23 protein-coding genes are annotated in these 23,616 nt (G+C 35.9%); 19 read left to right on the top strand and 4 right to left on the bottom strand.

Going from position 1 to position 23,616, the window contains the following annotated elements:
* Positions 1–104: 104 nt before the first annotated feature.
* The 7 genes from ACEN3Z_RS06395 (at position 105) to pip (ending at position 8,325) form a co-directional block, all read left to right on the top strand.
* Complete coding sequence (locus ACEN3Z_RS06395; protein ID WP_407090191.1) at positions 105–1,802, top strand: ABC transporter ATP-binding protein; 1,698 nt, start codon at positions 105–107, stop codon at positions 1,800–1,802.
* 84 nt (positions 1,803–1,886) lie between these two features.
* Positions 1,887–3,779: an ABC-F family ATP-binding cassette domain-containing protein gene (locus ACEN3Z_RS06390; RefSeq protein ID WP_407090190.1), complete on the top strand. Its 1,893-nt coding sequence runs from the start codon at positions 1,887–1,889 to the stop codon at positions 3,777–3,779.
* A gap of 16 nt (positions 3,780–3,795) precedes the next feature.
* The gene (locus ACEN3Z_RS06385; RefSeq protein ID WP_407090189.1) at positions 3,796–4,740 is read left to right on the top strand and encodes a thymidylate synthase; all 945 of its coding nucleotides are present in this window, start codon (positions 3,796–3,798) and stop codon (positions 4,738–4,740) included.
* 9 nt (positions 4,741–4,749) lie between these two features.
* Positions 4,750–5,253 (top strand): dihydrofolate reductase, encoded by a 504-nt coding sequence (locus tag ACEN3Z_RS06380; protein WP_407090188.1) that lies wholly within the window; start codon positions 4,750–4,752, stop codon positions 5,251–5,253.
* A complete protein-coding gene (purB, locus tag ACEN3Z_RS06375; RefSeq protein ID WP_407090187.1) occupies positions 5,253–6,551 on the top strand; it encodes an adenylosuccinate lyase in 1,299 nt (432 codons plus the stop codon). Before ACEN3Z_RS06380 ends, purB begins: the two co-directional genes overlap by 1 nt.
* A gap of 15 nt (positions 6,552–6,566) precedes the next feature.
* Positions 6,567–7,373, top strand: a complete 807-nt coding sequence (gene proC, locus ACEN3Z_RS06370) for a pyrroline-5-carboxylate reductase (RefSeq protein WP_407090186.1) — start codon at positions 6,567–6,569, stop codon at positions 7,371–7,373.
* A 13-nt stretch (positions 7,374–7,386) separates the two neighbouring features.
* Complete coding sequence (gene pip / locus ACEN3Z_RS06365) at positions 7,387–8,325, top strand: prolyl aminopeptidase (protein WP_407090185.1); 939 nt, start codon at positions 7,387–7,389, stop codon at positions 8,323–8,325.
* Positions 8,326–8,365: 40 nt separating this feature from the next.
* On the opposite strand, the gene ACEN3Z_RS06360 is transcribed toward pip, so the two are convergent.
* The 3 genes from ACEN3Z_RS06360 to ACEN3Z_RS06350 all read right to left on the bottom strand — a co-directional run bounded on the left by ACEN3Z_RS06360 (position 8,366) and on the right by ACEN3Z_RS06350 (position 10,675).
* A complete protein-coding gene (locus ACEN3Z_RS06360; RefSeq protein WP_407090184.1) occupies positions 8,366–9,010 on the bottom strand; it encodes a hemolysin III family protein in 645 nt (214 codons plus the stop codon).
* 105 nt (positions 9,011–9,115) lie between these two features.
* The gene (locus ACEN3Z_RS06355; protein ID WP_407090183.1) at positions 9,116–9,289 is read right to left on the bottom strand and encodes a hypothetical protein; all 174 of its coding nucleotides are present in this window, start codon (positions 9,287–9,289) and stop codon (positions 9,116–9,118) included.
* A 198-nt stretch (positions 9,290–9,487) separates the two neighbouring features.
* Complete coding sequence (locus tag ACEN3Z_RS06350) at positions 9,488–10,675, bottom strand: IS256 family transposase (RefSeq protein ID WP_407090182.1); 1,188 nt, start codon at positions 10,673–10,675, stop codon at positions 9,488–9,490.
* 161 nt (positions 10,676–10,836) lie between these two features.
* On the opposite strand from ACEN3Z_RS06350, the gene ACEN3Z_RS06345 reads away from it, so the two are divergent.
* The 12 genes from ACEN3Z_RS06345 to ACEN3Z_RS06290 all read left to right on the top strand — a co-directional run bounded on the left by ACEN3Z_RS06345 (position 10,837) and on the right by ACEN3Z_RS06290 (position 22,841).
* On the top strand, positions 10,837–11,058 hold the full coding sequence (locus ACEN3Z_RS06345) for a YozE family protein (RefSeq protein ID WP_407090181.1): 222 nt from the start codon (positions 10,837–10,839) through the stop codon (positions 11,056–11,058).
* 14 nt (positions 11,059–11,072) lie between these two features.
* The gene (gene deoD, locus ACEN3Z_RS06340; protein WP_407090180.1) at positions 11,073–11,792 is read left to right on the top strand and encodes a purine-nucleoside phosphorylase; all 720 of its coding nucleotides are present in this window, start codon (positions 11,073–11,075) and stop codon (positions 11,790–11,792) included.
* A gap of 20 nt (positions 11,793–11,812) precedes the next feature.
* Complete coding sequence (locus ACEN3Z_RS06335) at positions 11,813–13,270, top strand: S41 family peptidase (RefSeq protein ID WP_407090179.1); 1,458 nt, start codon at positions 11,813–11,815, stop codon at positions 13,268–13,270.
* Positions 13,267–13,860 (top strand): signal peptidase I, encoded by a 594-nt coding sequence (gene lepB / locus ACEN3Z_RS06330; RefSeq protein ID WP_407090178.1) that lies wholly within the window; start codon positions 13,267–13,269, stop codon positions 13,858–13,860. Before ACEN3Z_RS06335 ends, lepB begins: the two co-directional genes overlap by 4 nt.
* Positions 13,861–13,873: 13 nt before the next feature.
* The gene (gene ylqF, locus ACEN3Z_RS06325) at positions 13,874–14,737 is read left to right on the top strand and encodes a ribosome biogenesis GTPase YlqF (RefSeq protein ID WP_407090177.1); all 864 of its coding nucleotides are present in this window, start codon (positions 13,874–13,876) and stop codon (positions 14,735–14,737) included.
* Positions 14,730–15,527: a ribonuclease HII gene (locus tag ACEN3Z_RS06320; protein WP_407090176.1), complete on the top strand. Its 798-nt coding sequence runs from the start codon at positions 14,730–14,732 to the stop codon at positions 15,525–15,527. Before ylqF ends, ACEN3Z_RS06320 begins: the two co-directional genes overlap by 8 nt.
* 68 nt (positions 15,528–15,595) lie before the next feature.
* The gene (gene dprA / locus ACEN3Z_RS06315) at positions 15,596–16,501 is read left to right on the top strand and encodes a DNA-processing protein DprA (protein WP_407090175.1); all 906 of its coding nucleotides are present in this window, start codon (positions 15,596–15,598) and stop codon (positions 16,499–16,501) included.
* Positions 16,502–16,688: 187 nt separating this feature from the next.
* Entirely contained in the window at positions 16,689–18,749 is a 2,061-nt protein-coding gene (gene topA / locus ACEN3Z_RS06310; protein WP_407090174.1) for a type I DNA topoisomerase, read from the top strand.
* 274 nt (positions 18,750–19,023) lie between these two features.
* Positions 19,024–19,944: a tyrosine recombinase XerC gene (gene xerC, locus ACEN3Z_RS06305; RefSeq protein ID WP_407090173.1), complete on the top strand. Its 921-nt coding sequence runs from the start codon at positions 19,024–19,026 to the stop codon at positions 19,942–19,944.
* A 2-nt stretch (positions 19,945–19,946) separates the two neighbouring features.
* A complete protein-coding gene (gene hslV, locus ACEN3Z_RS06300) occupies positions 19,947–20,474 on the top strand; it encodes an HslVU peptidase proteolytic subunit (protein ID WP_407090172.1) in 528 nt (175 codons plus the stop codon).
* 33 nt (positions 20,475–20,507) lie between these two features.
* Complete coding sequence (gene hslU / locus ACEN3Z_RS06295; RefSeq protein WP_407090171.1) at positions 20,508–21,929, top strand: ATP-dependent protease ATPase subunit HslU; 1,422 nt, start codon at positions 20,508–20,510, stop codon at positions 21,927–21,929.
* 21 nt (positions 21,930–21,950) lie between these two features.
* Positions 21,951–22,841, top strand: a complete 891-nt coding sequence (locus tag ACEN3Z_RS06290; RefSeq protein ID WP_407090170.1) for an aldose 1-epimerase family protein — start codon at positions 21,951–21,953, stop codon at positions 22,839–22,841.
* Positions 22,842–22,916: 75 nt separating this feature from the next.
* On the opposite strand, the gene plsY is transcribed toward ACEN3Z_RS06290, so the two are convergent.
* Positions 22,917–23,546 carry a glycerol-3-phosphate 1-O-acyltransferase PlsY gene (gene plsY, locus ACEN3Z_RS06285; RefSeq protein WP_407090169.1) on the bottom strand — a complete coding sequence of 210 codons (630 nt, stop codon included), beginning with the start codon at positions 23,544–23,546 and terminating at the stop codon, positions 22,917–22,919.
* Positions 23,547–23,616: the final 70 nt, after the last annotated feature.

Genomic DNA, 23,616 nt, shown 5'->3' with positions numbered 1-23,616 from the left:
GATGGGTGTAGGTCATTTGTGGTCACTCCTTTGTATTCTTTGGTCGGAATTACAAGTTGAGTGTACCACAAATGGCTGTTTTAGTTGTCTAGCTTAATTTTACAATCGGCGTTCCATATAAAAAATTATTTGCAATCGATTTTATTTGTGCTGTTATTTCAGCTATCTTAGAATTATTCTTTCCGATTGCCGTGAATATGGTGATTGATCAAATATTGCCACAAGGAAATTTACGTCATATTGTCATGTTCTCAGTATTATTATTTGCTTTATATTTATTTAATACGACTATGAATTATATAGTCGTATATATCGGCCATGTCTTTGGGAGCCATATTGAGACAGACATGCGCAAAGAGTTGTTTGAGCATTTTCAAAAGCAATCGTATGCGTATTTTGACAAGATGAAGACTGGGGACTTAATGAGTCGTATTACAACGGATTTGTTCGAAATTAGTGAATTAGCTCACCACGGACCCGAAGATGTTTTTATAACGATTATGACTTTAGTTGGAGCGTTTCTGTTAATGTTAAATGTACATGTCCCATTAGCATTAATGACTGTCGCCTTAATTCCTATCTTAGGTGTTATACTGGGGCTGTTTAGCCGTTATATGGTTAATATTAATGTGAGTATTAAACAAAACTTGGGCCGGTTTAACGCTGGAATTCAAAACTCAATTAGTGGGATGAGAGTAGTTAAAGCTTTTGCTAATGAGACATACGAGAATAATATTTTCGCTGATTTAGCAGAGAAATACCGATTAGCAATGGTTAGATTTTATAATTCTATGGCAACGAGTTCTTCGTTTAATTATATTGTCATGCGTTTAATCAATCTGTTTGCCTTGCTGGCGGGTTCTTATTATACAATTGTAGGTGAACTAACAATTGGTGAGCTCGTTGGATATATTCTACTTTCGAATGTATTTATTCGTCCACTTGAGAGAATTAATGCGATGTTAGAAGTTTATCCAAAAGGTTATGCTGGTTTTGTGAGATTACAAGAAGAATTGAATAAAGAACCAGATATTCTCGATAGCCCCAATGCAGTTGAAGCTCCTAAGTTTGAAGGGAATATTCGCTATGATAATGTTTCTTTCGGTTATAAAAAAGAAAAACCCGTCCTAGAAAATGTAACGATTGATATTAAAGCTGGTCAAACTGTTGCTTTTGTAGGACCATCAGGCGCTGGTAAAACGACGTTAGTAAATTTATTACCTCGATTCTATGAAATTACCGGCGGCAAAATAACGATTGATGGGGTAGATATTCAGGATGTGACAATGCGTTCATTACGGAAACAAATTGGTATTGTCCAACAGGATGTCTTTTTATTTGATGGGACGATTAAAGAGAACGTACTGTATGGTCGCTTGGATGCAACTGATGAAGAGGTTAAAGCAGCCATTGATTCAGCTAAATTACGAGAAGTGATTTCAAATTTACCAGATGGGGTTGATACTCAGATTGGTGAAAGAGGTGTTTCGCTTTCAGGGGGGCAGAAACAGCGCTTATCAATTGCTAGAATCTTCTTAAAAAATCCAAAAATTCTTATTTTAGATGAAGCTACAAGTGCTTTAGATACTGCTACTGAACGATTTATCCAAACTTCACTCGATGAATTGTCACAAGGACGAACATCACTCGTCATTGCCCACCGATTAGCAACAATTACAAATGCAGATCGCATCATCGTTGTAACGCCTGAGGGAATAATGGAGGATGGAACACATGAGGAATTATTAGAGTTAGGCAATATTTATGCTGACTTATATCGTAGTCAATTTGGAGGGATGTAATTATACCCAGGGACCTAATCGTTCCTGGATTTTTTTCAGTCTATTCTATGTTATAATATAGTGAATTTAGCGAGGAGTTTTGATATGAAAGAATTAAAAATCACAAATTTACATAAAACTTACGGAACAAAAACTTTACTAGGTGGAGTTGACTTATCGATTCGCACAGGGGACCGAATTGGTTTAATCGGACCTAATGGGACAGGAAAAAGCTCACTATTAAAGGTGATTGCTAATATTGATACATATGACGAAGGTGAGATACTCAAACCTAATGATTATCGCATAGGCTATTTAGATCAACATCCAGAATTGGATTTAGAAAAGACGATATTAGAAACAGTCTATGATAGTCCAGCACCCCAAATTCAAAAGTTATTACGCTATGAAAAAGCACGCTTAGATTTGGAAAATGATCCTGAGAATCCGACCAATTTCGACCGCTTCACTAAGATGAGTGATGAAATGAATTTAAATAATGGTTGGGAAATTGAAGTGAATGCCAAAACAATCTTAAGTCAGCTTGGCCTGAATGATTTAAGTCGTCTCGTATCTACATGTTCAGGTGGGGAACGTAAACGTATTGGGATTGCTCAAGTGCTAATATCTGAACCTGATTTATTAATCTTAGATGAGCCAACAAACCATTTAGACATATCATCGATTCAATGGTTAGAGAAATATTTAGCTACTTATAAAGGAGCTCTATTACTCGTAACGCATGATCGCTACTTCCTAGAGCGTTCAGTTAACAAAATTGTAGAACTAAACTTTGGGCAATTGAGAGAATATTCTGGGAATTATCAAGACTATTTAACTAAACGAAGCGAAGAAGCAGCCAATAACGAAAGAATGCAAGAGAAACAAAACCGCTTATTCCAACAAGAACTTAGTTGGATGCGCAAGGGTGCCAAAGCAAGAACTACTAAACAACAGGCGCGTATCAATCGTTTTGAAGATTTAAAAGGTTCAATCGAATCACGAAATCAAGCAGATGAAGCGATTGATTTTAACTTTGATCAACAAAGAATCGGCCAAAGAATTATGGATTTAGAAAATGTCACTGTTGAGATTGGTGATAAGACTGTTATTGAAGACTTTACGAAAAGCTTTATCAAAGGTGAACGCCTAGGTATTATTGGTGAGAATGGTATCGGAAAATCAACATTCTTAAACACCTTAGCTGGATTACATCCTATTAAAAGTGGTGTGTATGAAATTGGTCAAACTGTTAAGATGGCTTACTACCGTCAATTGGATCAAGACTTACCTGGTGAGATGCGCGTTCTAAAGTATTTAACACAAATTGCAGACGAATTTCAAACGGATGGAGGACAATCTGTTTCAGCAGCATCAATGTTAGAGCAGTTTAACTTCCCTAGAGTGACTCACGGTACTCAAATTAAATATCTTTCAGGTGGTGAGCGCCGACGTTTATATTTACTGACATTATTAATTCAAGAACCAAACGTATTGTTCTTAGATGAGCCAACCAATGATTTAGATATTGAAACACTCACGGTGCTAGAAGATTACTTGGATTCCTTTGTCGGAGTCGTAATTATCGTATCCCATGACCGTTACTTCATTGATAAAACGGTGGATCAATTATTAGACATTCAAGGCGAAGGTAAATTTAAGTTAATTTACGGGAATTATAGTGATTATTTAAATACACAAAGTAAGGCACCCGCTCAAGCTGAGAAGACAGTAAGTAATGATGCACCGAAAAAAGACAACGAAAAAGTAAAGACTGAGAAAAAACGCATGTCTTATAATGAGAAAAAAGAATGGGCGACAATCGAAAAAGATATCGCAGAAATTGAAACAGAAATTGAAACAACTCAAGCAGAAATGGCTACACAAGGCAGTGATGCATATAGATTAATGGAATTACAAGAAAAGGTAGAAAGTCTAGAGTTAGCTTTACTAGAGTATTACGAACGTTATGAGTACTTAAGTGAACTTTCATTATAGGAAGGATAATTATAGAATGACAACTCAATATCAAGATTTAGTAAGAAAAGTATTAAACGAAGGAACAAAAAAAGAGGACCGGACAGGTGTTGGAACTTTGAGCATATTTGGGCATCAAATGCGCTTTAATCTTCAAAAAGGCTTTCCTTTATTGACATCTAAACGCGTACCATTTGGCCTAATTAAATCAGAATTACTTTGGTTTCTACGTGGAGATACAAATATACGCTACCTATTAGAAAACAATAACCATATATGGGACGAATGGGCTTTTAAAAATTATATTGAAAGTGATGCGTATGAAGGACCAGATATGACTGACTTCGGTAGACGTGCCTTAGTCGACGAAACTTTTAAAGTTCAATACGATGAAGAAATGACTAAATTTCAAAATGAAATACTTACGAATGATGACTTTAGTGAACGATTTGGTCACTTAGGGGATGTTTATGGTAAACAATGGCGAGCATGGCAATTACGTAATGGTGACACTCTTGATCAAATTAAAATAGTCATTGACCAAATTAAAACAAATCCCGATTCAAGACGTCACATTGTTTCCGCTTGGAACCCAGAAGATGTTCCTTCAATGGCTTTACCACCTTGTCATACCTTATTCCAGTTTTATGTGGCAGATGGCAAATTAAGTTGTCAATTATATCAAAGAAGTGGCGATATCTTTTTAGGTATACCATTTAATATCGCGAGTTATGCATTATTAACGCATTTGATTGCACGTGAAACAGGTTTAGAGGTCGGAGATTTTGTTCATACAATTGGTGATGCTCACATTTATTCAAATCACCTTGAACAAGCTAAACTGTTATTAGAAAGAGATGTTAGACCGTTACCTCAACTCGTAATTCAAAGTGAAGCAAAATTGGATAAAATTGAAAGTAATGAGATTAAAGTAGAGAATTACAATCCGCATCCTTCAATAAAAGCACCGATCGCAGTTTAAGGAAGTGAAATGATGATAACATTTGTATTTGCACAAGATTTAAATGGTGGGATTGGATATAAAAACGACCTACCGTGGAATTTGCCTAATGATTTAAAATTCTTTAAAGATACGACCATGGGACACACAATGTTAATGGGGCGTCGAACGTTTGAATCTATGAATAGACGACTACTACCGGGTCGAAAAACGGTTGTATTAACAACCGATACAACATATGGACAAGATGTTCCAGAGCTAACCGTCGTTCATACGATTGAAGACGTATTGGCTTTGTCAGAAGACCGTAACTTAATGGTTATTGGTGGAGCTAAAGTTTTCTTAGATTTAATTGATTATGCGGATCGAGTGGTAAGAACAGTTATCGAGGATAAATTTTTGAATGATGTTGTCATGCCAGAGATTGATGAAGAGAACTGGGAATTAACAAAAGTCGTTCGGGGCGAAACAGACGAAAAAAATATTCATAAACACCGCTATGAATGGTGGCAACGTAAGGAAGAGGGTAAATAATGACAATTGAACGTTATACAAGACCAGAAATGAAAAATATTTGGTCACTTGAGAAGAAATACGAAACATGGTTAGAAGTTGAGATTGAAGCATGCCAAGCTTGGGCAAACTTAGATGAGATTCCACAAGAAGATGTAGACAAGATTAAACAAAATGCGAGCTTTACTGTTGAGCGAATCTTAGAAATTGAAGAAGAAACGCGTCATGATGTTGTAGCATTTACTCGTTGTGTGAGTGAAAGCTTAGGTGATGAAAGTAAATGGATTCATTACGGTTTAACAAGTACAGATGTGGTCGATACAGCATACGGCTTCCAATTAAAACAAGTCAATGACATATTAAGAAAAGATATTCAACGCATCATCGATGTTGTTGGTAAAAAAGCTAAAGAACACAAATACACCATTCAAATGGGAAGAACCCATGGTGTTCATGCGGAACCAACAACTTTCGGCTTGAAATTAGCTGGATTTTACTCTGAGTTAAAACGTAATCAAAAGCGTTTTGAAGAAGCGGCGAAAGATGTTGAAGCAGGGAAAATGAGTGGTGCAGTCGGATCATTTGCCAATACACCTCCTGAAGTTGAAGCTTACGTCTGTGAACAATTAGGTATCCGTGCTCAGGATATTTCAACCCAAGTATTGCCACGTGATTTAAATGCACATTACGTTGCGGTTATGGCGTTAATTGGGACAAGTATCGAACGATTTGCGACTGAAATTAGAGGACTACAAAAAACTGAAACACGTGAAGTGGAAGAATACTTTGCTGCAGGACAAAAAGGTTCATCAGCAATGCCTCACAAACGTAATCCGATTGGTAGTGAGAATGTGACTGGTTTAGCAAGAGTAATGCGTGGATACATTACACCCGCATACGAAAATGTCTCACTATGGCATGAACGTGATATTTCACACTCTTCAGCAGAGCGAATTATCTTACCAGATATAACAACTTTACTAAATTACCAAATCAATCGTTTCGCGAATATCATTGAGAAATTAACTGTCTTACCTGAGAACATGGAACAAAACATGGCAAAAACATACGGCTTAATTTATTCACAACGTGTCATGTTATCATTAATCGATGCAGGTCTAACACGTGAAGCAGCCTATGATTTAGTTCAACCACTGACTAAGATTGCTTGGGATGAATCAAAATCCTTTGAAGAATTAGTTAAAGAAAATAAAACTATCAATCAAAAACTATCAAAAGATGAGGTCAATAACTTATTTGATCCTTCATATCATTTAACACAAGTAGATGCTATATTCAAACGTGTGGGACTAGACTAAAGAAAGAGGGATAACATGCCAACAATTGGAATGATCGGCGTTGGTAATATGGGGTCTGCGATTGCAAAAGCAATACTTAAAGCAGGGTACTCGATGATATTACATAACCGCACACAAGAGAAATTAGCCGTCTTAGCTGAACAAGTTGGCGCAGACGTTGTCGGATCAGAATCATTGGATGAATTAATCAATGAATCAGACATCATCTTTATTGGGGTGAAACCAAATCAATTTGGAACGATCTTTGAACAACTCGATGATTTAGTCATTGAATCTAAACCAAAAACTTGGGTGAGTATGGCTGCGGGGTTATCAATCGCGCAACTAGAAACTTTTACACCCGCTTCTCATAAATGGATTCGTACCATGCCAAATACGCCAGTCGAAATTGGCGAAGGGTATATTGCATATTGTACATCAGAAAATACTGACGTTGAAAAAATAACTCTTTTTGAAAAAAGTCTACAGTACGCAGGTATCGTCGAAGCGATACCAGAATCACTTTTTAATGCTGTAACTGGTTTAGCCGGGTCGAGCCCAGCCTTCATATATCAACTGATAGAGGCGATGAGCGACGTTGGAGCAGAACATGGTCTCTCACGTGAACAAAGTCGTAAAATGGCGTCACAGGCTGTAAAAGGCGCTTCTAGCATGGTTATAGAGACGGGTATGCATCCAGGCGAACTGAAAGATAAAGTAACTAGCCCAAATGGCACGACAATTGCGGGTGTTGTTGCGCTTGAACATGCTGGATTTAAATCAGCGATTAACAAAGGCGTAACAGCAGCTATTAAAAAATCTATTCAAATGAGTAAGAAATAGAGGGAGAAAAAATATGACACTTGGTTACTTAAATACACCAGTAAATGAGAGCTATCATATTGATGTCACTGATGGTCATTCTTTATATGTTGAAGAATGTGGGAATCCAGAAGGTATTCCAGTAGTATTTCTACATGGTGGTCCTGGGGGAGCTATTAGTGAGAAATCACGTCGTTTTTTTAACCCAGAGAAATACCGGATTATTTTATTTGATCAAAGAGGGACAGGACGCAGCAAACCCTTTTTATCACTTGAGAATAATACGGTTGATGCGAGTGTCGAGGACTTAGAAGTCATTCGTCTCCATTGTCACATTGACTCGTGGATTGTCTTTGGTGGAAGTTACGGTTCAACATTAGCCTTAGCATACGCTATTAAATATCAAGAAAAAGTGAAGCATCTTGTTTTGCGAGGAATATTCTTAGGCCGACAAGCGGATATTGATTGGTTGTTTAAGTTTGGTGCAAGTGAGTTTTATCCTGCTGAATTTGAACAATATAAATCATTTATCGCAGAAGATAAACAAAGTGATTTAATCAGTGCCTATTATGATCTTATGACTCAAGGTAGTAAAGAAGAGCGAGAGGCAGCTGCCCAACAATGGAATATTTGGGAATCTAGTCTAGTGTTACATAAGCCAGTCAAACAAGAAGTGTCTCTAGTTAAACCAGGGGATTTATCACTTGGCTTATTAGAAGCCCATTACTTCAAACACCACATGTTTTGGGATGATGATAATTATTTGCCGAATCATATTTCAGTCTTAAAAGATATCCCAATTCATATTGTCCATGGACGGTATGATGTTGATTGTCGAGTGAGTGGGGCGTTTGAGTTACAACAACAGTTACCACATGCTTCATTAGAAATTATTGAAGAAGCAGGACACTCCCCCTTTGAAGATAATATGATGAGTGCTCTCCTTAACATTATGGATACTTTAGCAAAATAAAAACATCCATTCGTTTCAGCCGAAACGGATGGATGTTTCTTTATACATAAAATAATACGCTGATGTACATGAAGAAAGCACCAGCCATAACAAACAAGTGCCAAATAATATGCATCCACTTGTTATTTTTCATACTATAGAAGATTGTTCCTAAGGAATAAACAATACCACCAATTGCGAGTAGAGCGATACCTGTAATTTCGATGGTTTGTAGAAGTGGATAGATGATTGTGACACCTAACCAACCTAATCCTAAGTACATAAAAGTACTTAAGCGTGGAAACTTATTAATATGGAAAAGTTCAAAAAAGATTCCAATCAATGCTAAGCCCCAAACTAAAATTAAGAAAAATAGTCCTAATCGTCCACCTACACCAATAACTACGTAAGGTGTATATGTACCAGCAATCAAAATATAAATTGCGCTGTGATCTAATCGTTGAAAAAAATCTTTGAATTTTGTAAAACTTAAACTATGGTAAAGGGTAGAATTCAGAAAAAGTATGACTAAACTTGCGCCGTAAACGACATAAGCGAATATAGCAGTGGGTGAAGATACATCAATTCCTTTAATGATAAGTAAGATTAGCCCTACGATACTAAGAATCGTACCAATACCGTGAGTCAATGCGTTCAATACTTCAACTAATATTGCTTTACCTTTCGATTGAGATTTATTATCCATTTACTCACCTTCCAAGTAATTTTAATTCTACTTTAATTATACCAAATAGAAAGCAATAAACATAACTTTCAACTAGTAAATAGTTTAATAAATCTTTACAGCAGATTATTTGCGTTCTATTTTCCAGTCATACTCAGCGAGTTGACCAAATAATTCAGGTTTTTCAGCGAAGTTTTCCATAGCCATATCGATTAATTCGTAATCTAGTAAATCACCAGAATATTCGAATTCAAACTCAACTTTCCCAGTAAATGTAACATGCACAACGGCTTTTCCCATTATTATTCTCCTTCATGGTAACATAAGATAAAATTAATTATAGATATGAAAAGGACAAAGTCAATCTGATATATAAAAACATTTGTAATTAGTTAAAAACTAAGATATAACTAATAGAATGATAAGTTTTGTTTTGATTATTTAGGGAGTGTCAATAATTATGTGTAAATGAAGTACTCCTTCTATAAAATCGATTTATTAATTTGTTAATCTTTCAAACATTTTTTCTAGCTCTGCTTCAGCTTGTTGGAAGCCGCGGTGAATCCGTGTCAAAAACTTCTGATTGTACGTATCAAAACGGGAAACCAAAAAGCGATCCATAGATTCTTCATTCTGAAATTGCTCTTTACGTCGACTATACTTTTTAATTTGTTTATTAAAGGATTCAATCAAATTAGTGGAATACAAGCTCCTACGGATTGATAAAGGGAAATCGTAAAATGTAAGTAAGTTATCATTTTCTAGAATAGACTTGGCCAGTTTAGAGTAGCTACTGCGCCATTTTTCTGAGAAAGCAAGGCGAGCTTCAAGGGCCGTCTCTCGTGAATCTGCTTGATAAATCGTCTTAAAGTCTTCGCATATTTCCTTGCGATCAGCGACGCGTACTTTACTAGAAATGTTGCGAGAAACATGGACACAACAGTGTTGGTAAGCTGCTTGAGGAAAAACGTGATGAATCGTATCTTTAATACCCTTGAGACCGTCGGTCACGAAAAGAAGAACATCATTGACACCACGGTCGGATAAATCTTCCAATATCTCTTTCCATGTGACGGTCGATTCATTAGGGGCAATAGCGTATCCTAGGACTTCTTTGGCACCATCTGGTCGAATTCCCACCGCAATGTGTATGGCTTCTTTCTCAACGGTTTTCCGCTTCAAAGGAATATAGGTAGCGTCCAGATAAATGACTGCATAATGACTGTTTAGTTTACGCTTTTTGAACGCTGATACTTCTTCAGTAAAGACTTTAGTCATATTGGACATCGTTTGTGGTGTATAGTGATGACCGTACATTTTCTCAATCAAATCAGCAATTTCAGACATGGTAATACCTTTTTGAAAAAGATGAATGACGGTTTCTTCTAACGTGCCATTGGTTCGCTTATATGCAGGAAGAGTCTGTTGTTTAAATTCACCGTTGCGGTCGCGCGGAATCTGTAGATGAAGTTCGCCGTATTCTGTCTTGACCGTACGGTCATAGGACCCATTGCGTGAGTTCCCTGAATGGAAACCAATCCGATCATACTTTTCGTAATCCAAAAAGGCAGTCAGCTCTGTTCTCAGGAGCGTATTTACGGCTAATTCCAAGTGCGAACGGAATAATTCGTTCAAATCACCTTTTGTAGCTAGAGTCTGTAAGATATCTGTAGTAAGATTGTTCATAGGGAAGTCCTCTTTTCTGTGAATTTAGTGTGGTAACTCTATTCTACAGAAGGGACTTCCTTTTTTCTATTTACACAAAATATTTTACACTCTCATTATTTAAATACGATGTTATAATAAATTCATGACTTATTAAGGATAAATTGAAAGTAGGTAATTTAATGCGACCTTCGTTTTACGAATATATTCTTAGATATGTGAATCATGATGCTAATGATCCAGTTAGTCGTCTTGCAAATCGCATACATTCCGATCAAAGTTTCCCAAAGAAGAGTGAAAGCTTTGACGAAGTATCAACATACTTGGAATCATCGCCAGAGTATAGTAAATTATTAGTCATTTTTGATGATACTTGGCAATCATATCAATTTGATAATTTTTAAGGAGGAATAATAAAATGAGTGTACATATTGGAGCAAAAAAAGGTGACATTGCAAAAACAGTTCTATTTCCAGGAGATCCATTAAGAGCAAAATTTATTGCGGAGACATTCTTAGAGAATGTAACACAATACAATACCGTTCGTAATATGTTTGGTTATACAGGAGAATATAATGGAGTAAAAATATCAGTTCAAGGATCTGGTATGGGTATCCCTTCTGCGATGTTATATGCCGAAGAGTTATATACTGAATATGAGGTTGAAACTATTATCCGTATTGGTTCTGCTGGTGGTATGAAAAACGAAGTTAAAGTTCGTGATATTGTATTTGGTCAGGGAGCAACGACAGATTCAAGCATCCTACAAAATATCTTTAACGGACAAGTACATTATTCCGCCATCGCTAATTTCGATGTTTTAGATATTGCTTATCATTTAGCGGCCGAATCATTAAGTGAAGATGATATCCATGTTGGAAATATCTTATCAAGTGATCGTTTCTATAATGAAGAGGTGGACAAGAAAAAATTAGCAGATTACGGTGTTTTAGCGGTTGAAATGGAAGCAGCAGGACTTTATGCTGTTGCAGCAAAACATAACCGTAAAGCTTTGGCTATGTGTACAATAAGTGATCATCTAATCACTGGTGAGGAAACAACAGCTGAAGAACGTCAAAATACATTTACACAAATGATGAAAATCGCTTTAGAAACTGCAGTGAAACTAGATAAATAGAAAAAAACTGAGGTGAGAATATGAAAAAAAGCTTTAAATATGGGTCTATTGCCTCGATCGTCGTTATTTTCGCCTTTGTATTTTTCGGTTCATCTTCATTGACAGAAGTTCAAGGTTTTGAATGGTTGTTTGGTGACGAAGAAGCGAACGTAGAGGAATTGAGTGACGAAGATATTCAAAATTTTATGGATAATTACTATGCCATTCAACAATTCTATATTGAAGATGTGAGTAAAGATCAATTAATGGAAGGTGCACTGAAAGGGATGGTAGATTCTATCGAAGATCCTTATTCAGAGTATTTAAATGCCCAAGAATCGGCGGATATGAATGAAACTGTTGAAGGTTCTTTCCAAGGTGTCGGAATTCAAATTATGGCGAGCGATGACAAAATTGTCATTGTAACGCCTATTGATGGGACACCAGCCAGTGAAGCCGGAATTCAACCAAATGATATAATTCTTGAAGCGGATGGTACTGAGTTAACAGGGATGGATACGAATGAAGTAGTTGATTTAATTCGTGGTCACGAAGGAACCACAGTGAATTTGTTAATTCAACGTGGTTCTTCGGAATTTAATGTTGAATTAGAACGCGCCGAAATTCCAATCACAACAGTTACAGGTGAGTTGGATGAAGAAGATGCTACCATCGGAAATGTTCAAATTACTCAGTTCAATGGTACGACCTATGATGAATTAGTATCAGCTGTTGAAGATTTACGAGAACAAGGTGCAACCTCCTTTGTATTCGATTTAAGATATAATCCTGGTGGATTATTAGATCAAGGATTAGCTATCAGCAATATGTTCTTAGAAGACGATGAAATTATTATGCAAATGGAAGAAAGTGGGACAACAACTTCCACGTATGTTGCGAATGATTCAGAATACGGAGACTTCCAAATTACTGAACCATATGTCTTGTTAATTAATGAAGGTAGTGCGAGTGCCAGTGAAATTTTAACTGCTGCAATTAAAGAAAATACTGACGCACCTATTGTAGGTACAACTAGTTTTGGTAAAGGTTCGGTACAAACTATCTTAAATCCGACTGATTTCGGAGAGTTAAAACTAACTTTTGCGCGTTGGTTAACACCAAGCGGTGAGTGGATTCATGAAGTAGGGGTTGAACCTACGGTTCAAGTAGAAGGTCATCTAATAGAAACGTCAATTATACTGAACTCTGAAGAAGTACTTGTTTTAGGCGATGGCTCTGATCAAGTTGAATCGCTTACAAATATGTTAGATGCGTTTGGCTATGAAGTGAATGTCGGAACATACTTTGATGAATCAATACAAACAGCTGTCGAGCAATTTCAAGAAGATAATGATTTAGAAGTCACTGGCGAAGTGACGGGAGAAACTGCCACGACTTTAAATACAAAGGCTAGAGAATATATTCAAGAAAATGACGCTCAATATGATGCTGCCGTGGATGTGTTAGTTGAGTTAGTTTCTAAAGGTGAAGCAGCATGAGCTTGCTCAAATATCTAATTAATGAATTAGTGAGTATCATATTTGCCGTATTGGTTGCAGTGCTAATATTTTTAGCACTGCGCCATTATGTTTTACAGCCGTTTCAAGTTGAAGGTAGTTCAATGGAACCACAATTACATAATCAAGATCAAATGGTTATGTTGAGAAATAAAGACATAGAACGCTACGATGTTGTAGTATTTCCAGACCCTAGAGGTTCGGGGGATTCATATGTGAAACGGATTATTGGAGAACCTGGAGATGAGATATACTTTTCAAATGATACATTATATTTGAATAATCAACCGGTTGAAGAACCGTATTTAGAACCCCTCAAATCAGAAACTGAGGGGAAATTTACTGAAGATTTCAGTTTATGGGATACTTTAGGTTTGACGGAAGTTCCAGAAGATTATTACTTTGTAATGGGGGACAATCGACCCTATTCGGGTGATAGCCGTCAGTTTGGACTCATTCAAGCCGAAGATATTCAAGGTGTAACTAATTTTGTCTACTTTCCTTTCGAGCGATTTGGTAAGATAGAAGAGTATAATTTAACAGAGGATGGAACAGTAAACATTTTAGAATAGAGGTGGATATTTTATGTCATCAAATATTATACAGTGGTTTCCCGGACATATGGCGAAAGCAAGGCGTGAAGCTACAGAAAAAATGCATCTAGTTGATGTTGTTATTGAATTAGTTGACGCTAGAATTCCAGAATCAAGTCGTAATCCGATGATTAATGAGATTGTTGGAAACAAACCAAGAATTATTGCATTGAATAAAAGTGATTTAGCTGATAGTGAAGTAACGAATCTATGGTTAGACTATTATGAATCACAAGATATACCTGCTGTCGCGATTGACTCGCAACACAATAAGGGTTTACGAAAACTTCAACAAAGAATCCAGGCAATTATGGCGGATTACTTTGAGAAGCAAAAAGAACGCGGCGTTAAACCAAGGGCTATTCGTTTGATGATTCTTGGAATTCCCAATGTTGGTAAGTCTACTTTGATTAATCGTTTTGTTGGGAAAAACCAAGCGCAAACAGGGAACAAGCCAGGGGTCACAAAAGCCCAACGTTGGTTAAAAATTAATAAAGACTTTGAATTATTAGATACACCTGGTATTCTATGGCCTAAATTCGAAGATCCGAATGTGGGAACTAAATTAGGTATTACAGGTGCTATCAAAGATACATTATTATATATGGATGATCTTGCTTTATTTTTACTTGCATATTACCAAGAGAATCACGTAGATCTTTTAGTAAACCGATATAATGTGACTCAAGACGATGTATTAAATAATACACCGGTTGACTTATTAATTAAAATAACAGAAAAAATGAACTTGAGAGATGACTACGAAGCTGCAAGTCAACGAATTATTTTTGATTATCGAAAAAATAACTTAGGTTCAGTGACATTAGATAAAGTAGAGCAAGTAACAAATGAGTAAAATGACCATTAAAGACATCAAGGAATTGTTATCTAATGAAGAATTGACTGATGCTCAATTGACTGAGTTAAAACTCGACGAACGCAAAGGTGTTCAGAAATTATTAAAGCAATTCGAAATTAAAAAACAAAACTTAGCAAAACAATTACTTGAGCATCAGACAAGATTAGAATTCGAACTTGATCTTTATGACAAGCAAAATCTAACGTATATTGCGGGAATTGATGAAGTTGGTCGAGGTCCACTTGCTGGACCGGTTGTTGCGGCCAGTGTTATATTACCTCGAGATATGGACAAACTTGTTGGAATCAATGATTCAAAATCATTATCACACGCTAAACGTGTTGAATACGCAAAATTAATTAAAGAAGAGGCTGTTGCTTACAGTATTATTGAAATAGATAACTCTGTTATTGATAAAGTCAATATATTGGAAGCTACTAAGATAGCGATGTTAAAAAGTGTAAGTGAGCTGCTAATTAAGCCACAACACTTGTTGATTGATGCACTTAATTTGAACACTGATATTCCACAAACTAAAATAATTAAAGGTGACGAACGATCGATTTCTATTGCAGCAGCAAGTATCATAGCAAAAGTACATCGTGATGAACTAATGTTAAGTTATCATCAGTTATATCCGGAATTCGAATTTGATAAAAATATGGGTTATGGGACAAAAAATCACTTAGATGCCTTACAACAATTTGGCTATACTCCGATTCATAGACAGTCATTTTCACCCGTAAGTCATACGACATCAATATATAATAGAAGAAAGACGAAATAATTTAAATTATTTCGTCTTTTTTTAATGGATTTGTCTCTTTTTTTTGTATATATATATGGAGGTGTAATATGAAATTAAAAATTAAAGAACAACTTATTTTTCTAAAAGCAAAAAATGTATCGCACAAAGTTTTGGCGACCTACTTAGAAGTTATTATGGATTATCGATTATTAAGAGAAGAACTTGAACCCCTAGAGTGTCAAAAAATATTGATTGAGGTTAGACAAACAAAACAAGTAAAACTAACAGTGGAAGCAAATTTTAATCATATTCGTTTAGCCGATTTAACGACTTTAACTCAATTAGCACAGTATTCCATTATGATCGGTGAATATCATTATCCGATGTTATGGTATCATACGGCACAGCCACCTATACTTGTCTTTTACAGAGGAGACATAGGGCTTATAAGGGAACCGAAAGTATCTGTCATTGGAACACGACAAATGACTACTTACGGAAAGACAGTCACTCGTGAGATTATAAATGCCTTGTCAAAAGAAACATGGGTGAGCGTATCAGGATTAGCCTTAGGTGTAGATGCTTCAGTTCATGAGTATAACCTTGAACATCCCAATGGCAGAAGTATCGCGATCATTCCTTGTGGCTTAGACTATTATTACCCAAGAGCGAATAAATACATTCAAAAAAGAATGGAACAACAGGACCTCATTCTAAGTGAATATATGCCAAATATAAAGCCAATGAAACATCATTTTGTATTGAGGAATCGGTTAGTTGCCGGCATATCCAAAGCAACCATTGTCATTGAAGCAGCACAAAGAAGCGGTAGCTTAATTACTGCTAATTATGCTTTGCAGTATAACCGCGAAGTCTTTGCTGTACCTGGACGTATCACAGATGATCAATCAAGAGGTTGTAATGACTTAATCCAAATCGGAGCGACACCCGTATTGGATATTCCATCGATGATTGATGAATTAAAGGAAATCTTTCAAATGCAAGGCTATTAATTTAATGACACGTATATATATAAGAAAAAATTCATTTAAACTTTAATTTATTGTCTATATAATGGATAGAAAAATATAAAGTTGAAATTTAATATTTGACATCAATATCAGAATGGACTAATATGTTTACGATTTTATAAATTAAACATATCCAAAAATAAAAATAATTTAAAGGAGTTGATTGAGGGTGGCATATAAATACTTAGTCATCGTCGAATCACCAACCAAAGCTAAAACAATAGATAAATATTTAGGAAGAAACTATAAAGTTGTAGCGAGTAAAGGTCACTTAAGAGATTTACCAAAAAGTAAGATGGGGATTGATTTTGAAAATAATTTTGATCCTCAATATATAACTATACGTGGCCGCGGTGATACCGTTAAAGAATTAAAAAAATTAGCCAAAAAAGCTGAAAAAGTCTATCTCGCAGCCGATCCGGACCGCGAAGGGGAAGCAATTGCTTGGCATTTAAGCTATATTCTAGGCTTAAAAGAAGGAGACAAAAACCGCGTTGTATTTAACGAAGTTACTAAAGATGCTGTAAAAGATGCATTTAAAAATCCGAGAGACATCAATCAGGATTTAGTTGATTCACAACAAGCACGACGTATCTTAGATCGTATTGTTGGTTATTCAATTTCTCCTCTATTATGGAAGAAAATTAAAGGTGGATTAAGTGCCGGACGTGTTCAATCAACGGCTTTAAAATTAATTATCGATCGTGAACACGAAATCCGTGCGTTTAAACCGGAAGAATACTGGTCAATTCCTACTAAATTCAAAAAAGGTCGCTCGAGTTTTGAAGCACAATTCTATGGTGAGAATGGTAAAAAGGTTGAGTTAACTTCTGAAGAGCAAGTCAAAGGGATCTTAGATAAACTCGATCAAGATAAAGACTTTAAAATTGTTGATATCGTAGAAAAAGAACGTCGTCGAAAATCACCAAAACCATATACGACAAGTACACTTCAACAAGATGCATCAAACCGAATTAATTTCCGAGCTGGGAAAACGATGATGATTGCACAGCAATTATATGAAGGGATTGCGATTGGAAAGAATACGATTGGTTTAATTACTTATATGCGTACAGACTCAACACGTATTTCTCAAACCGCTAAAGCAAGTTCAAGTAATTATATTAAAGAGAAATTTGGTCAAGAGTATCTTGGACAAGGTACAGCGGTGACAAATTCTGCAAACACACAAGATGCCCATGAGGCGATCCGTCCTTCAGATGTAACTTTAGCACCTGATGACATAAAGGAATATCTATCCCGCGATCAATTTAGATTATATTCATTAATTTGGTCACGTTTTGTAGCGAGCCAAATGACAGATGCTGTGTATGATACCATTCGAGCTGACATCACTCAAAACGACGTGAATTTCCGTGCGAATGGCTCTCGAATCAAATTCGAAGGTTTTTTAAGAGTATATGAAACTAAGTCTAAGAAAGATAATTACTTACCAGACTTATCTGTAGACGATTTAGTTAAACTTGCAGAAATTAATCCAGAGCAACACTTTACACAACCACCTGCGCGATACAATGAAGCAAGTTTAGTGAAGGTTCTTGAAGAATTAGGTATTGGACGTCCGTCAACTTATGCACCAACGCTTGAAACATTAAGAAAAAGATACTATGTGAAAATGGTCGCTAAACGATTTGAACCGACAGAACTAGGTGAAATTGTTAATAGTGTGATGGTAGAATTCTTCCCAGATATTGTTGATACTGACTTTACAGCCGGTATGGAAAAAGGCTTAGATGAAGTTGAAGATGGTAAGCAAAACTGGGTTAAATTATTAGATGAATTCTATACTGGCTTTGAAAAAGAAATAAAACAAGCCGAAGTTAATATGGAAGAAATCGAAATTAAAGATGAACCTGCTGGCTTTGATTGTGATGTCTGCGGCCACCCAATGGTTATTAAAATTGGCCGTTATGGTAAATTCTATGCATGTAGTGCTTTCCCAGACTGTCGAAATACGAAAGCCATTGTAAAAAAAATCGGCGTTACTTGTCCAACTTGTAAAGAAGGCGAAGTAGTTGAACGTAAATCTAAGAAAAATAGAATTTTCTATGGATGTACTCGCTATCCTGAATGTGACTTTGTTTCATGGGATAAACCAATTGCACGCTCATGTCCAAAGTGTGATCACTTCTTAACTGAAAAAGTAACAAGAAAAGGTAGCCAAGTAAAATGTAGTAACTGTGATTATGCTGAAGAATTAGTGAATTAATCAAATTTGCGATAACTACTCAATCGAATAGTTATCGCATTTTTATTTATACATTTCATATTTAGTTTATGAAAACGTGTTAAACTTAGAAAGTACTATAAAAATGATGCGGTTTTCATATTAATCAGACCTTGGAATGATTACAAAATGCATATTAATTGATAGAATATTATAAGGCACTGTAAAATAGTATGAATCACTTTTATAGGAAAAATTTAAAAATAAAAAATTGCGGTAGATGCATGAAAAGCTTATAGTGGAAATGAGGGATAGAATGGAAGATTATATTAGTCAATTTCTAAATCATATCGAGAATGAACGACGTTACTCTAAACAAACTGTCCTGGCCTATTCAAAAGACTTGAATGAATTTCATAAATTTTTAGAAAGTTCCGGAGAAACAGACATTACAAAGTTAGTTTACCAAGATTTTAGACTATTTTTAGCTTTTTTAAACGAGAGAGAGTTGGCTCGAACGACCATTTCTAGAAAGTTATCAAGTTTACGAGTATTTTTTAAATACGCTTTAAGAATGGATTGGATAGATAGTAATCCAATGGAATTAATTCAATATAATGTTAAGAAACAACGATTACCGGACTTTTTTTATGAAGACGAGATGCGAGAACTATTTACCGCGATTGAAGTATCAGAGTCATCCATACAATTGTTACATAGTGCATTGGTAGAGTTACTCTATGCAACGGGAATGCGAGTTAGTGAGTTAACTAATTTGACACTCCAGCAAGTTGATTATGATATGTCACTAGTTCGAGTGATTGGTAAAGGGAATAAAGAACGTATTATACCTGTAGGTGATCTTGCATTAAAAAGCCTAACAAAATATATTCAAGAATTAAGACCTGAACTTGCTGCCAAAAGTAAGCCAGAAGACAGGAACTATGTGTTTCTATCAAAAACGGGATTACAACTAAGTCCAACGCAAGTTAGAAAGATACTTAATTCTATCGTTAAAGAAGCAGGGCTAAATCTTTCAATACATCCTCATAAACTTCGGCATACATTTGCGACGCATTTATTGAATAATGGGGCGGATATGCGAAGTGTGCAAGAATTATTAGGACACGAAGACTTAAGTTCAACACAAGTTTATACTCATATAACAAAAGATCGTTTAAGAAGCACTTATTTAAATGTGTTTCCAAGAGCAAAACGACAACATAAGGAGGAATAATAATGACAACAATATGTGCAGTCAAAAAAGATAATAAAGTAGCAATGGCCGGAGACGGTCAAGTAACTATGGGTGAAAGTGTTATTATGAAAGGTGGCGCGAAGAAATTACGCCGCATCTATAATAATGATGTTATCGTTGGCTTTGCTGGTGGAGTCGCTGATGCGATTACCTTATCAGAAATGTTTGAAGCAAAACTTCAAGCGCATCAAGGACAATTAGCTCGTGCAGCTGTAGAGGTTGCTAAACAATGGCGTACAGACCGTTCGCTTCAAAAATTAGAAGCATTATTAATCGTTATGGACCGCAATAACATCTTATTAGTAAGTGGGACGGGTGAAGTCATTGAACCAGATGATGGCGTCTTAACGATTGGATCAGGTGGTAACTTTGCCTTATCTGCAGCCAGAGCCATGTTAAGATATGGAGACTTATCTGCTGAAGAGATTGCAAAAAACTCTTTACAAATTGCAAGTGAGATTGATGTATTTACAAACGATAATATTATTGTCGAATCGTTTAATGACTAATTTATACAAGTAAAAATTTACTAGGAGGATATTATGGATAATTTAACACCAAGAAAAATTGTGGAAGCTTTAGATCAATATATTGTTGGTCAAAGTGACGCAAAACGCTCTGTTGCCATTGCATTACGAAATCGAATTCGCCGACTAAAACTCGATGATGAATTACAAAGAGAAGTAAAGCCCAAGAATTTACTTATGATTGGCCCTACTGGGGTAGGTAAAACTGAGATTGCAAGACGTTTAGCTGACATTGCTCAAGCGCCATTCATTAAAATTGAAGCAACGAAATTTACAGAAGTAGGTTATGTGGGTCGAGACGTTGAATCAATGGTACGTGATTTAGTTGAGAATAGTATTCGTCTACTTAAGAAACAGAAACAAGAAGAAGTTAAAGAAACAGCAGAAGCGAAAGCGATTGAACGCATTGCTAAAGCATTGAAACCTGGGGAAAAACCTGCCAAAGCTGAATCAACTTCACAACAAAACCAAGCAAATCCATTTGGAAACTTCGCGGAAATGTTTAAGCAAATGAATCCCGCGGCCAATGACGTCGAGGAAGAAGAAGAGGAAATTGTCACTGAAGAAGTGGCAGCAACGCGTCGTGCCATTCGTCAACAAATTCGTGAAGGTAAATTAGATAATCACGAAGTGACGATAAAAATGGAAGAGAAAAAACTTCAATTAAATAGTATGAACCCAGCTATGGAACAAATGATGGATATGCAAGAAAGCTTAAATGCGCTAAAACCTAAAAAGAAAATTGAACGTACAATAACTGTTGCAGAAGCAATTAAATTACTGACAGAAGAAGAAGCAGATAAATTAATTAATCAAGATGACATTAATCAAAAAGCTTTAGAACTTGCACAAAGTAATGGAATTATCTTTATTGATGAAATTGATAAAATTGCATCAACAAACCAAAACAGTGGTGAAGTCAGCCGTCAGGGTGTTCAACGAGATATCTTACCAATCGTTGAAGGAAGTCAAGTTCAAACTAAATACGGTATTATCCAAACAGATCATATATTATTTATTGGATCAGGTGCTTTTCATGAATCAAAACCATCGGATTTAATCCCTGAGTTACAAGGACGATTCCCAATTCGTGTGAATCTGAATGATTTAACTGGAAGTGACTTTGTAAGCATCTTAACAGAACCTAAAAACGCTTTAATTAAGCAATACGAAGCAATGTTAGCAACAGAAGGTGTAGAAATTCATTTTACTGAAGCTGCGATCGAAAAACTAGCAGAATATGCGGTTCGTTTAAATGATACAACTGATAATATTGGAGCAAGACGCCTCCATACAATTCTAGAAACAGTCCTAGAAGAATTATTATTCGAATCGGCTGAAATGCAGATGGGCGAAATTGAAATAACAGAACAATACGTTGAACAACGATTAGAGAAAATCGTTGAAAATAGTGATTTAAGTCACTATATCTTATAATAGAAGCTGGGAGGAACCTAAATGGTTACTTTAGAAAATGACTATTTAATCGTTAAAATTAAAGAAGAGGGTGCCGAACTCGTTTCCATCGTTGACAAGAAAACGGATTATGAATTTTTATGGCAAGCCGATGAAAAGTATTGGGCAAGACATGCACCGGTGTTATTTCCGATTGTCGGAAAGTTAAAAGATGATTCTTATCAATTTGATGATAAAGAATATCATATGTCTCAACATGGTTTTGCTAGGGACCTGCCATTTCGCGTTCAAAATATTACGAGCAATTCAGCAAGTTTATATTTAAAGAATACGGAGGAAACGCATGAAAAATTTCCTTTTGAATTCAGCTTACAAATTAATTACATCTTGCATTACTCCAGTATTACAGTAAGCTATGAGATACTAAATCCGTCTACAGATAAGACTTTGTATTACAGTATCGGTGGTCATCCTGCTTTTAATGTAAGTCAATCTACTTCAGGTTCTAAGGAAGAATTTGATGATGTCTCTTTCAGATTCGAACCTGCAGGCCAATACTTGCAAATACCGCTTAGTAAAGATGGTTTAACGATACCAAATAAAGCGAAATATGTTGAAGTTAATGAAGTTCTATTAAAACATACAACATTCAAAAATGACGCCTTAATTTATCAAATTAGTCAACAAACTGAGATAGTGTTAGAAGATAAGACCAATGATGTAGCGATTAGAATGAAACCAAATCGGATGGACTTCGTTGGGATTTGGTCACCACATCCTAGACGTGCGCCATTTGTATGTATTGAACCCTGGTCTGGTATTGCAGATCCTGATAATACAACAGGCCATTTAGCTGAAAAATATGCAATTCATGAATTACGTGCATCGCAATTGATGACTCATGATTACACTATGTCATTTAGAAAAAATTAACCGATAAAAAAACCGCCGATTAACTGATAAGTGCTATTTTTAAAGTAGCACTTATCGCTCAGGCGGTTTTTTGATTTATTTTTTTGGTTTATTCAATCCCCAATTAATACGACTTTCGTTCCCTTTTAAAAGTCTCTGGATATTTGTACGATGACGATACAGAAGTAACAGTGCAATAAGTACGAAACCTACTTTGTAAACAGGATCCGGATTTGTAATCGCAATATATAGTGCTATGATAGAATAGCTTGTCATCGACGACAGACTGACTGTACTTGTTAAGAATATCAGAAGACCTAAGATTAAAACTAAAGCTAATCCGAGATAAATATTAAATGCGACTAATACGCCGATTGAAGTTGCGACAATTTTTCCACCGCGAAAGCCTGCCCATAAAGGATAGGAATGCCCAATAACACAAGCTAAAGCAGTCGCCATTATAATTAACGGAGACTCAGGGAATAAATTTTTTGCAATGAGTACCGGAATTAAGCCTTTCAGTACATCAACAATCGTTACCATTACTGCTGCACGAAAACCAAAATTTCGTCCAACATTGGTTGCGCCACTGCCTCCACTCCCTAAAGAGCGGACATCTATATCATGGCGTGTTCTAGAATAGAGTACGCCTGTTGGAAATGATCCAATACAGTATGCTAAGATGACCCATATGATAGGCCAGATATTATTCATTATTGTTTCCATAGCAACCTCCTAATAACTGGCTTTATTTTACCATATAAATTTTAATTAATATAGATAATTTAAGATAGTA

The sequence above is a fragment of the Ruoffia sp. FAM 26254 genome (assembly GCF_045528545.1).
In the GTDB taxonomy this organism is placed as follows: domain Bacteria; phylum Bacillota; class Bacilli; order Lactobacillales; family Aerococcaceae; genus Ruoffia; species Ruoffia halotolerans.
This window is presented reverse-complemented; position numbering and strand designations above follow the sequence as displayed.